This window comes from Acinetobacter sp. ANC 3781, from assembly GCF_004331285.1.
Classification (GTDB): domain Bacteria; phylum Pseudomonadota; class Gammaproteobacteria; order Pseudomonadales; family Moraxellaceae; genus Acinetobacter.
Map to the genome: position 1 here is coordinate 67,215 of NZ_SJOH01000002.1, position 13,017 is coordinate 80,231.

The following is a 13,017-nucleotide window of genomic DNA, read 5'->3' on the forward strand; positions in this document are numbered from 1 at the left end:
TTAACTTAATCCTGTGATATTTTTAAGCGCTTTACCAAATTCCGGATAGTTAGCTTTTACCCCATTATCCAAATCAATCTCTATTTTCTGACCTGCTAATGGGTAAAGAATATCTCGCTCATAGTCATTCACTTCATCCAAAGCTTTATTTATCTTAGCGATTTTCTTAAGTGCATCAGTTTTATCTTTCTGGCTAGCCGAAGCACTTATCTCTATCTGTTCATAGCTCTCTTTACGTGCTTGTAACTTGGTACGGAATTCGCGTAGATAATCATTCAATACAATACTTACAGTATCTGAGCGGTAGCGGTGCATATAGATTAAAGCATTGAATGTACCCTTAGGGCTTGAGAACAACCAGTAGATTGGGCGCTTTTGATAGCGTTTTACATGTTCAGCGTAGAAATCTTTAACAAAGTATTTTTTGATATCTTTGCCAAGAGCTTCTTCTACAAAAGCTAAGTTCTCAGTAAAATGATCCTCACCAAAAGTGACTTTAAGAAAATCTTTAAAACGTTCACTAATATCATCTTCGAACCAGTCACCTTCAAAATCAATAATAGGTATAACGTTATCATCTTCTGGCATAAAAGAGGGCTGTGATATTTTTGAAAGGTACTCACCAAGAGTATCACCTTGGCTAGCTAAAATTAAGCCTCCTTTATCAACAGAATATCGTCCAAACATGCATCCTACTGCATAACTGATATACTCGGCTACAGTATCTGCACGAAGACGGTTTTCTCTATCTTCCTCGTTACCTTTTACTCCATATCGATAGGCTGGATTGCAGGTAAGCGTAATATCTTCGATTGAAACATTGGGTATCAACTCACTCCCTAGACTATAAGCATCAATGAAAATACGGTTATTTTCTTCTTCTAGCCTTTGCATATCATCAGACATACCTTTCCAGTAAGCGCGTAGTTTTATATAACTGTCTTGTAATTTTTTACTGTGATGAACAGGTAAAAGTATCGGGTTTATAGTGAAGTCCCAAGAGGTTTCAAAAGCATCCCAATCAGATTTAGAAAGCTGAACTAATTTTTGACTATTGACCCTCACTTTATCATTTAAAATAATACTGTCCGACAAAGGCAAACTTGAAATTGTTCCTGGAAGAAAGTTTAACGTTGGATTAATTGCTGCCATCATGCCGGTAGGCACACATGAATTTAAGAATCCTATACAAACATCAGAAAATTCATCCTTTTTCATAAAAGCATTTGCTGAGGCATCATTGAATAAAAAACCATGAGGTTGCAGACGTGCAGAAAACTTTCCAGATGATAGTTTCGTCCAAGTCACAGCAGGCTTAAAGATCTTATCTAAATTAAAATTATGGGCGAGCAATCTTGTTCCAGAAGAATGCATCCGTGTTTGTAATTCATAACCATCTTTACTCCAGTCTAGAACTGTTTCATTATTTCCGTACCACTTTCGGTATTCTCCACCTTTAGACTGAGGGAACCATTTTAGACCAGATTTTTTGGCCTCAGTACGTTCCAAGCCTACCCCCATTCTTGACCATGAAATCTCTGACCAATTTCTAATATACTTCTCATTATCTCCAGTTATTAGGCCAATTCTCGTATCAACCTCAGAAGATAATGATTTAAATGTACGAAAGTTTTTAATAATTCTTTCAGAAAGCCAATATGCGATTGGAGAACCTGGTATGTATTTAAAATCTTTTGATTCCTTCCGACACAGCCTCTCATTTTGTGGAGGAAATTCAATTGGAGTACCTTGTTCATCAGTTTCAAAATACCTTACACAGCAATAGTCTCCCAATGCATCTGACTTAGAAGCATTTTCCAAAACAAATGCTGTAGTACCGAAATTGATACCCATGCTAGTGCCACCTTTTCCTAAATATGGCATATGGGTCATGCATTTTATATTACTTTCGCTTACAACTTTTTCCCTTAATTTAACGAAAGATGAAAGAAACATCCAACTTTCCATCGTGACCATGGAAATATAACCAAATTTTGGGACAAACTGGTAAGCTCGATCCATGAATGCTGCATACAAATCAGCTTTAGCATTTGGATAGTTTTTTTTAACCCAAGTACTAAGCAATTCATTCATTCCCATTCCTCCCATATATGGAGGATTTGCAACAACCACATGATATTTTTGTTCAAGGTAATTAGCTTGATCTATAACTTGCAATACTCGCTGGTGAGTTTCAGCCAAAAATAACTGCCCAGAAACATCCTTAGCTTCCAAGACCGACAGCACATCTGCTGCATTTTTTAATGTAGGCTGAATCAAGGAACCAAAATTATCAGCCTCTCCAAATTCTTTTAATGTAGCTCGTAAGTCTTGAGTAAATAAATCTCGACCTACAAAATCAAAATATTCATTAAGTTCATTATCGTTAAATGCAATGTTTTCTAATCGACAAATATTTGGCTTAATAGGATTTCGGAAAAAACGACGACGATTATTGCCCTCAGTATTTGGATCGCCTTTAATCGCTTTCATTGAAAGCGCAAATGCTGCTAATTCAGCGGCACGTTCATCAATCTCAATGCCATATAGATTTTTAGTAAGGATTAATTCTGGAATATCAACAGGATCATATTCAGCATCTAGATAGATAGCATAAAGCAAGTCGTAAGCATAAGTTAGCATGTGCCCTGAGCCACACGCTGGATCACAGATTTTAATCTCTTCTGGACTACGGATCCTCAGAAAGTCAGTCTCTTGTTCAACAGGTTTGATGTAATAATACATTTGTTCAATCACTTTTGAACTTGGATTATTTAGCATCCATAAACGACCCAATGAATTTTCCACTAAGTAACGCACAATCCAATGTGGTGTGAACAGCTGTGTAGCAGCTGGGATATTCTCAGGTGTAATCTTTTTGTTTTTCTTTAAGCCTTCAAAAACTTGATCTTTCTTCTCTGAAATATAAAACTGGTAAAGCCAACCAATACATTCTACAGAATCACAAGCTTCGGGTGTCATTGCTTCACGAGTATAAGCAAGAATCGAGTTACCTGATAACAAATCATCAGGCATCAATAATTCCATATAATCTTCAATACGCTCAAAAAGGTATGGCATGATACGATAGTATTCGTTACACACTGCCACTATGAGCAAACGATAAGCTTCTGACTGGCCATCTCGACTTTTGATTGAGCCGTTCAACAAACCAAATATTTTTTCTCTGATCTTATCATTTACAACACTATCATCGATATGACCTGCTTTGGCTTCTGCAAGAATTTCTGGCTGGAACTGTCCATCTAATGGTGAAAGCACCATAATACGATTGTATTGGTTCACATCCATAAAACGTAGAGCACAGAAGCGATTAAACCAAGTATACGCAGCTTGCTCAATAAGTTGTTCTTTGCCCTTTTGTTTTAATTCACTCTCAAGCTTAGTGACTACATTTGGTAGTTCACGACGCTCCGAACTTTCATCTTTAAGTACTTGTGCAAGCTTACTACCCACCTGTTCAATCAAGCTACGGCGTGCGTATTGGGCGAATTTTTTGAGTTTTGCAGTTTCCATTAAGCCACACCTTCACTAATTCGACGCACTGATTGTTCGCCAAATATTTTCTTAAACTGTTCAATATTTAAAATCAGACAACTTTTTGCCATTACCGCACCCCACTCTTTGTGAGATATAGGAATCGCCTTTTTCAAAGCATCATTTCTAGCCATCAATAATGCTGGATCCATACTTTTCATTGAAAATAACACAATGTAATGCAATTCTTTTTGAGCCGAATTACAAAGCGTTTTAAACAACAAGCTATCTCGATATTTTCCCGCTAAATCATGAACCAAATTTCCATTCAGAAATTTGTCTCTGTTCTCTGCGAGATTTTGACTAGCTTTAGGATGATCTGGATCTTTTATTTCAATGAAAAAACACTGATTTCCTTTTTCTGCTATGAAATCAACTCTCTTCATTTGATGACCAGCATGTCTCGTATCACAATCAAAGTTTTCACCAAGATCAGCCCAAGAAAAATCAAACTCTAAGTCATCCTCTACAAACTTTGTCATAAATTTCAACCCAAAGCTTTTGTTATTTCTTCGTCGTATAGCTCACCATACGTTTCTGCAATCGCATTCTTAGACAACATGTTGTAATCATTTTCTGATTCACTTCTAATCACTTTATTTTCATCACGATAAAGTGCGTGATACATAATATGATCGCTTTTACTAGAATCAACTAACAAGTCAAACCACTTCAAAAGAACGTAATTGTGAGTCGCTACAATTATTTGTTGCCCATTGCGAGAAAGCACCAATAAACACTCAACCAACATCCGCATTAGGCTTGGATTCATATTTGATTCTGGTTCGTCCCACAATATGGTACTAACGCCTGACTGAGTGAGTGTCCCATTTTCGAGTAAGCGCTGAAGCAATCCAATTTTTCTATAGCCCTCTGCCGTCATCATGACTGAAGTTTCTGTACCCTCGGTTTTTTCAAATTTAAGCTCGGTATAGTCGTTATAAATCTGTGCCTGCTGAGCTTTAGAACCGCCTGGAAGTTTCTTCTCCCGATAGCTTCCAGCCACAAAATATTGCTCAGATCCATCTATGATATATCTCCCGCCCAATGCCTTTGATAACTTAGGAGCAAGTGTAGAAGCTCGTGGGTCACTATTTAAAATCTTTTCGGCTTCTTCTGAGGGAGCTTTTAAAACTAATTCGCACAAGTCAATCACTGATTTATCAAATAATGCACTTAAGCTTTCTTTGCTCGTCTTTCCACTGTTGATCGCTGGAAGTAATGAAAGTATTTCTTTAGTTGGTATAAGCAAACACGGAACACTGGCGTCAGATAATACCTCACTAAATTGGCTTTTTGATTTTGCTGAAAAAACTATCTTTGATTGTCTATCACTTGCATCTTTAACTGATAATAAGGCATCCTCGGAACTGGAACGGTGATGCAATGAGCCAAGTGATTCTTTGTGAGGTTTAAATAAGTCAAATAAGTTCTCACTTTTCAACATATCATTTCGTGATAGCGCATAAATACTCTTTAGTATTTGCGTTTTTCCACAACTATTTTCACCAATAATTACATTAATTTTTGGCGAGAAGTTTAACTTAAGTTCTTTGAAGGCAGCAAAATTATAAAGTTGTAACTCACTAATCATAATTGAACCTTCTTACCTTGTTTAATTTCATTTAGCAAAGCATCTCGGTACTGAGCCAAATATTCATCGATATCAGCTTCATCAGCTAGCCAAGGCTTGCGAAAGTTAACCTTAATATTTTTTGCAGATATTGTTGCTGGTCTTTGTTGGTTTTCTACTACAGTTTTTGAGTTTTCCCCACACCTAGTAGTATCTGTAACTTGGTCATTATCTTGAGGTTGGCCTTGATCTTTTTTAGTTACTTCTACTTGTTTATCTTGAGGAAGCTGATTCCACTCCATAAGTTTTTGTACAAGCAAAACATACTGCTGATCCTCGAAGCGACGAACCTCATCACGAATCATTGCGATTAAAGATTGTTGAGTAATTTTTACTACAATCTCATCAAAAGCTTTTCTTAAGCTTTCCTGCTTATCTATATCTAGCTTTTGAAATTCATCAAAACCCAATAATTTGTCTTTTAATGACTCGACCACACCTAGAGCTTGATTTCTCTCTGTTTCAATTTGACCTTTAATTTTTTGCTGTAACGAGGCACAATCTGCTTTAAGTTGCTGAACTGCACTTCCCTTATAAATAGAAGGGGCAGCTAATGCTTCTCTTAAACTTTGCGGTTCGCTCCCTTCGACGTATTCCAAATTAGGCTTTTGACTCTCAAGTAGCTTTCTTGCCTCATCAAAACTATCTTTATTGGGCCCTTTCATAAATTTCCCAATTGGATCAATAGTTTTTTCTTTATAATCAAACCATTGATCTTCCCTTATTGTAAGCTCAGATAGGAACCACGTATAGGGTTTTGATTTCAGTTCTTGAAGTTCAGATACAATAGGACTCAAAGCACGTAAAAATGGATAATGTGCTGCTTGTGCTAATAATTTATCTAATTCAATTGTCTGCTCAGCGAAACCTTCCTGAACCTCCTTAGCTAGAGCTTTAGCCTCAGTCGCATGAGCAACTTTTTCAAAATAATCACTATAGAATTCTTTTACTTTACGAATCTGAGACTGACTAAATTCAACCTGTGGGTCAAGAATCAGATTGCCATGCGAGGCAGTATTTCTAAGTGCTCGTGATAACTCTGCCTCATCCAGCAAATTGGTGGATTCTCGAACCTCAACTTTTGCTTTCCCGCATAAATATGCGAGAGTGCATAACACTGCAGCAAAAGACCATCCATAAGGTTTAGACTCAAACTTTTGAAGCAGACTTTTTACCGTAGTACGCACACCACCACGACTATTGCTTTGAATATGCGATAGCATCTCTTGTTGTGGCTCAGGTAATTGTGCCTCTTCGCCAAACAAGCCTTGTCCAGCTTGAGTAAGAATTTCTGGTATTTGAGCTTCACTGTATTGCATATCACGAAGCATTTTTAAATTTGGATAGGTATGCTTAATCAGCTCACCAAAAGCTCTTATCATTTTGCTTTGGCCATCTACACCACTTAGTTCTAGCTCTTGCCCAGCAACAAAATACTTTGCCTCACCCACCAGATTTGAACTCAACTGCTTTAACTGATTAAGTCTCTCTGTATTTTGTAAGCCTTTTTCCGTAAGAATACGCTTTATGCTATCTTGTTGTGTTGCTCTGGTCTCATGAGCAACATACTTCTCAGTTTGCTTATATAAAATCAGGTCTCGAACCAGTCTTTCACTTTCTGGCAAGACAATACGTAATTCATCATTAAAAACAGTATCTGATCTATGTTTTTCAAAGGCATCACGGTGATCGTGAAATGACGTAATAACATTTATGGCTAATTCGTATTCACGGCCACTTAGATTGTCATCAAGACGTTTGGTAAAGGGATAGTCTTGGCTATTTACATCCCAACGAATTTTTCGTGTTTTTAAAACACCATCGTAAATAAGCTTTTCAAGCTCAGATGCTACAGCTGTATTATCTACTTCAGTATTCTTAATTTCCTGCTCTACGTCTTGTTCCTCGTCTGTCAAGTATTCAAAGTAATCACCATTACGCTGAATATAAGTCTCTTTCTCAAGAATGTTTAAAGCTTCTTCTACTTGCAGCCTTAGAGTCGGTATATCACGCTCAAAACTATCATGCATTAATACACATAGATTTCGAATAGTTGGTTTAAATTCCTTGACGTATTTTACAAGGAATAATGCTTTCAACAGTCGAACAGCGAATTGGTTATCAAGATTCTGCTCTGCTTTCAGAATTGACTGCTGGATTGCCGTTTTTAATGCCGTTCGAATACCTTCAAACATTAAATCAAAAGTCGCCAGCTCGCCAAGATTGTGATCTTTAATCGCGATGGCAACTTGCTGGAATACACCAAGCATAGAGCGCTCACCCACCGAACTATGCTTTCCTTCAAATGCGCTATGGGTAGACAAGTTTTGTATAGCTGACTGGAACAAGGTGAACTGATACGGCACAAAAGGGTAACACTGAATAAAGTGTTCACGGTCACGGTAATTTCGGTATGTTGCTGATCCATCTGCAAAATCAAATAAAGTTTTAAAATTATTTTCTTGTTGGTGGAACAAGTCACTTAGCTGCTCAATATACTCTTCACGTTTCTCAAGCAAACGTAGCTGAATTACTTCCGCTACGTCTTGGCTAGTTAACTTCATTCTATTTTTAAAACGGGCTTGGATTTTGGTGAAATCATTACTCTGCTGCTTACTCGTTTCACCAACCACCGACGACATATCTTCTTGTGCAGTTACAATGATCCATGCCTGACCATTACATTTTGTAGCTAAACTTTCAGCAACCGTTTGCAAGTTGGTCATGAGCTTAACATTATCCGCAATGTACTGCCCAACCTCATCAACAAAGAAGTTCAACCTAAAACCTGACTCTTTACTATCGATATAAGCTTTTACTTGGTCGGCAAAATCTTCGATGGATAGTCGATAATCCTGACGATACTTATCCAGTATCCCTGTGACCGACTGACCTGAAACCTCTGAATAGGCTTTGTCCACAGAATCTGCCATGCGCTTAGCACGAGCTCGACCTTTATCCCAATCCATACCACTGATATTCAGAAATGCTTTTTTAAATAGATCAAAGTGGCCGTCTGCATCTAACTCACGTTCGAACTGAGCGATATAAGCTTGCTTACCATAATAGCCACAGTGCTCATCAAATACTTTCACGAATACAGCAATTAGGGCATCGATTTCAGTTTTACTAATGACATCAGCTTTTTGGTCGATATTAAAAAGAATACTTTCAGAAGGAATTGAGACTGCTCTCTTCAGATCGTTCGCAAATATTCCGCCTTCATTAAGCGGTTGCTTCTCTAGAAAGATATCCAAAGGCGTAATATCTTCGATAGGTTTATTTTCCAAAAGCAATGCGAGCATTTTCAACAAGTGAGATTTACCAGAACCAAAGAATCCTGATACCCAAACCCCGTTAGCACCTTGGTAATTAAGGTAAGCATCCAGAAATAAATCAAGTCGCTTAGCGACTTCGTTGGTTATGACATACTCATCAAGCTCGATATAGAGTGATACATCATCATCAGCTTTGATAACTCCCTCGATAGGGCGGTCTACAGCTTTTACGAATAGGTTTTCTAATTGCATATTTACCCCTTAACTCATGCTACTGCTTATACTGCACGGTCTAATATATTGAATGCTCTATAGTATTTGTCATCTTGTAGAAGCCCAAATAAAATCAAAGATGCCCCACTTTCCAATGAGTGTTGATATTCACCAGGAAAAAACATTAGAGTAGGTTTATCTTTCGCTGTTTTTTGCAAATTATTTAAAATGTTATGTGACCTGATATAGGGAAATACTTCCCCTATACCTGTTAGCAGCATTAAGTCATGCTCTTCTTCTTTCATCCTTTTCGCTATTTCTGGCGTTATAACAGTTTCAACATCTAGAATGCCTTGCAACTCATCTTTTAACTCTTCTCTAGACATATCCTGCTCATGTTCTAGTAACCAGTCCCAGTCGCCTTCGCATTTCAGCAATTCAACAACTAAGTCATACAAGTTAATTTCCAAAGTCTTTATATTTTGACCTTCTAGATCATTACGGAGTTGTTTTGTTAATTGTGTAATATCTTTCTGAATAGAGGTCTCGTACGGGCAGATATGAAAAGGCACTTCATTGTTCAGGCCTTCATTATTCAAAAATGAGGTACTAGAGATCACCTTCATAAGGTGCTCTTGGCATTCCTGAAGATTCCTAGTATCTATCGTTTTATACTTTAATTTCTTCATCACTCGTTCTGTACTCAAATCAGCATCTCAATTGTCTATTCTGTTAACTATTTCCAGGGTAGAGCCTTAAGTCATCGGATGCTTTGCCAATCACTTGACACAAATGTTCATCAAGTTTTTGATAAATTAATTCATTTTCATCACTAATGAGACCACACTCCTTCAGCATTTTGAAAATCACTTGGCGTGCTTTAGATTTAGTTTGTCGTGAAGCAGAATCCAAATTATCGTGCCACTCTGCCTTCGTATTAAAAAATGCATCGTAGTCTGCATGGGTCAACAAAAAATGTGCTGCTTCATATTGAGGAATAATGACCTCAATGGTGAAGTCATAAATAAATTGATATTGGCGGCAAATAGCCAACCAGACCAATGCCTGTTTCTGTTCATCAGTTCCCATAGCAAGCAAATTCAACTGATCATCAGTTAGGTGTTTTAATCTTCTAGAAATTTCACCATACAGTTTTTTCAAAGTGCTCTCAGTACGTGACTGGAAACTGTTTTCAGCCATCAATTTAGACCGAACCTTCGGCCAATTTTGAAGCTCTGCATATAAATCTGCAACTATGACAGATTCATAAATCAAAGCTGCTCCAGTTGTGAAACTGAGAGTATATTTTGCGCTACTCACTACTTTCTAAATCTCATAAAAAACCACCTGTCGATTATTTTTTAACCTTCTGTTCTTCTATCCACTTCTCTACATCCTCTCTTTTGAAGCGCCAACTACCACCTACTTTAAAACCGGGTAGCTTTCCTTCAGCAGCAAGACGATAAGCGGTCTTTTCAGTTAACTTGAGATAATCAGCGACCTCTTTTAAGGTCAATATTTCATTAGTCATAATCTTACCCAATTCGGACTAATAGTAGATTATGAGAAAATTAAGGAATTAACAAGAATTTTGAGTAATAATGATTATAATTTGATATAGAGAAATTACCTCTTGAATAGGTAATTAGAAATGGTTGATATAGCGTGCCCATATCTACGTGAACCGTAGCTTGAGCAAATTCATCTGCATATTGATTATAATAGTCTATTGTCTCCATTATTGATGCTTAGGCTAAAAACTAAATTTAGTCTACTAAAAAACAAAAAAAATCAGGGAGCAAAAGCTCCCTTTCTATTCACGGCTCGCCAACTTACTTTCAATCCATTGATTAATCTCATAAGCCGACCAGCCGATACGATTCTGAGTTATTTTTACTTTTTTGGGAAAAGTCGGGTCATAATAAGGTGAGTATTCATCCATCATTTCATAGAGCGTTGATCTACCAACACCAACAAATTTAATGACTTCTTTAATACTAATCAGTTGATTCATTTGAAAAGTTTGTCCAACAAACGCATTCATGAAATTTACTCCAAATCAATAATGCGAGCGTTACTGCTCAAATAATCAGGACGTCTGTAAAAAATTAACTAATTCACTGCCCTCACACTCCCCTGTAACTCTTTCTGCATATCCTGTACAAATCCATCATCTTGATTGAGCTTAGGTTTAGTCTTGGATCTCGAATCAATAGGCTGTTGCTGAATTTCAGAAGATTTATCCACGTAAAACTCCTCAACAATTTCACCACCCTCCTCCGCATTCACCTCAAACTGTGCATTAGCAAAACCTTGCCCTGCAATGAAATCCAGTGCCTCCTGATAAAATCCTGCTGCCTTACTTTGTTCATCAATCTGTTTGGCTACTTGAATCGCTTCTTGTAAATGAACACCCTCCCGTAAAGTTAAATCCACGTAATACACAGGCATTCGATAGCTTTGCGTAGTGCTCTTGCCTCTTAAAGTGAGTTGCAGAGGTAGGCATGAAAGTAAGCCATTGGATGCTGCGTGGTAGTAACTCAGCCGAGCAGCCAAAGTTCGAATACTGTTAAAGCCTGTAGTTCTAAAGATGAAGGTGCCAAATTCATCCGATTCATCTAAATTCATATAGAGTCGACCACAGGGTTTACATAACCCGCCTTGTGCCAATGTGCATAAATCAGGCGATGCACATGGATGCTGTTCTACCCCTTGATTGGTCAGTCGCCGACAAGTTTCACCATTGCCTACACAAACAGGACGGCCTGTTTGACGGTCAAATAAGCTGTACTCTGCTCGAAGATTCAGTTCAGGATCATTGAAGATCATACGGACTGGGATACTTCGCAGTTTTTGATTGGGTGCTTTGGCTCGGAGTTGTTCATCTAAGGGATGTTTCACCCAGCCCTCTTTATTTTGGATTTGAGAGGTCAAGGTAAACTGGTCATCCTTTTCAGGGACACGTTTACCATTCTTTTCTACCATCTTACCAATACTAATTCTGCCGAGTATCGGAGGTGTAATTGCTAAACCTTTGATCATCTTGATATCCTCTTTATGTAAATTGAATAAGCATCAAAAAGCCCATGCTGTGGGCATGGGCTGATATGAGCTTGCTTGTTAGTATTTCACTTGATGCTTGTATGGATAAAAATGGACTTATGCACCATTGGCATAAATCTGAAAACGCCGTGTCCCTTGCTTGGCTTGTGGAAACTGATTGAGGTATTCAGGGTGTGATTGAAGTAAAGCTTTACTATCCAAAGCAATCGAGTCTTTAGATTTCTTCCACGTCACTGAACCCGCTTTAAAGGTGGCACGTTCAGCCTGTTGCATCTTGGCTTGAAGCTGATGTTTGAGTAAATCAAATTGCTCCTGATGCTTTTCAACTTGATTGCGTACTCGGATCAGTTGTTCAAACTGTTGATTGGCTTGCTCGTCTTCAGACAGGTCAGTCGTACTGAGTGGTATATGTTCTGGATAAAGCAGTTGTAAAGCTTTGGCTGCCGATTCACTGGCATCCGCTTCTGGTGGGGTATCCTTTTCTACACAGTCCCAGAAGTAACGCTCTGCATTGATGATGTGCTGGATCACCGATTCTGAACGGGTGACTTTAAAGATTCGGGTTTCATGTCCACAGATCAATACGCAAATATGGGCTGCCTTTTTACCTGTCACTGCCAATTGATGTTGCACTTGGCAAAGTACATATAAAGGCACACCATCTCGCCACAGCTTGGCACCATATTCCCCTGCGGTTTTACACTCCAGTATTTGTACATCGGCATCTCCAACAACTGAGTAATCCAGATTAGCTAACATGAAGTGCTTGTCTGGATCAGGGTGTTGTAGTACTGCATTGACACGACGGACTTTATAGTTGGTATGCATGCTGTAGAATTCTGCAACGAGTGGTTCAAGGCGTTTACCCCAGTACAAGGGTGCATGTCCTTCGCTTTCATCTTCGATATTCTGTTGAATGCGTCCTGTCTTGATCATCCACAGTTCTAGCATCGACATATACGGATTAAGTCCACAGGCAGCAGCACAGTCACTGCTACCAATGCCCTTGCGTCGTACTTCTAGCCATTCGGCTTGCGTCATATTTTTAGTCTCTACGAAACGTTTTGCGGTAAACAGTTTCGGACGGTTGGCATGTATATTCAGTGTTGCGTTGTTTGGATGAATTACGGCTAAATTCATAGCGATTTCCTGTCATTGTTAAATTTTGGACATAAAAAAAGCCATGTCCGTAGACACAGCTTTTGAAGGAATGAGTTAAGTATTTGTAAGGTTGAGCATTTCAGTATTGCGATTAGTCTACTTAGGCTAATC

Annotated in this window: 10 protein-coding genes; all 10 read right to left on the reverse strand. The window is 38.3% G+C overall.

Annotated elements, in window-relative coordinates; translation table 11 throughout:
- On the reverse strand, positions 1-3,537 hold the full coding sequence (gene pglX, locus E0H89_RS01965) for a BREX-1 system adenine-specific DNA-methyltransferase PglX (RefSeq protein ID WP_131214137.1): 3,537 nt from the start codon (positions 3,535-3,537) through the stop codon (positions 1-3).
- Entirely contained in the window at positions 3,537-4,040 is a 504-nt protein-coding gene (locus E0H89_RS01970) for a hypothetical protein (protein WP_004984468.1), read from the reverse strand. The genes pglX and E0H89_RS01970 overlap by 1 nt, the downstream gene beginning before the upstream one ends.
- Positions 4,041-4,045: 5 nt before the next feature.
- Complete coding sequence (locus E0H89_RS01975; protein WP_131214139.1) at positions 4,046-5,152, reverse strand: AAA family ATPase; 1,107 nt, start codon at positions 5,150-5,152, stop codon at positions 4,046-4,048.
- Complete coding sequence (brxC, locus tag E0H89_RS01980; RefSeq protein ID WP_131214141.1) at positions 5,149-8,721, reverse strand: BREX system P-loop protein BrxC; 3,573 nt, start codon at positions 8,719-8,721, stop codon at positions 5,149-5,151. Before brxC ends, E0H89_RS01975 begins: the two co-directional genes overlap by 4 nt.
- A 26-nt stretch (positions 8,722-8,747) precedes the next feature.
- Positions 8,748-9,308: a DUF1788 domain-containing protein gene (locus E0H89_RS01985; RefSeq protein ID WP_131214143.1), complete on the reverse strand. Its 561-nt coding sequence runs from the start codon at positions 9,306-9,308 to the stop codon at positions 8,748-8,750.
- Positions 9,309-9,414: 106 nt separating this feature from the next.
- On the reverse strand, positions 9,415-10,002 hold the full coding sequence (locus tag E0H89_RS01990; RefSeq protein ID WP_131214145.1) for a DUF1819 family protein: 588 nt from the start codon (positions 10,000-10,002) through the stop codon (positions 9,415-9,417).
- A 34-nt stretch (positions 10,003-10,036) separates the two neighbouring features.
- Positions 10,037-10,213: a methylation-associated defense system helix-turn-helix domain-containing protein MAD1 gene (gene mads1 / locus E0H89_RS01995; RefSeq protein WP_004984461.1), complete on the reverse strand. Its 177-nt coding sequence runs from the start codon at positions 10,211-10,213 to the stop codon at positions 10,037-10,039.
- Between the two features lie 282 nt (positions 10,214-10,495).
- Positions 10,496-10,726 (reverse strand): helix-turn-helix transcriptional regulator, encoded by a 231-nt coding sequence (locus E0H89_RS02005; protein ID WP_131214147.1) that lies wholly within the window; start codon positions 10,724-10,726, stop codon positions 10,496-10,498.
- A gap of 68 nt (positions 10,727-10,794) precedes the next feature.
- Positions 10,795-11,724 (reverse strand): recombination directionality factor, encoded by a 930-nt coding sequence (locus E0H89_RS02010; protein ID WP_131214150.1) that lies wholly within the window; start codon positions 11,722-11,724, stop codon positions 10,795-10,797.
- Between the two features lie 117 nt (positions 11,725-11,841).
- Positions 11,842-12,885 (reverse strand): YqaJ viral recombinase family nuclease, encoded by a 1,044-nt coding sequence (locus tag E0H89_RS02015; protein ID WP_131214153.1) that lies wholly within the window; start codon positions 12,883-12,885, stop codon positions 11,842-11,844.
- Between the last annotated feature and the right edge of the window lie 132 nt (positions 12,886-13,017).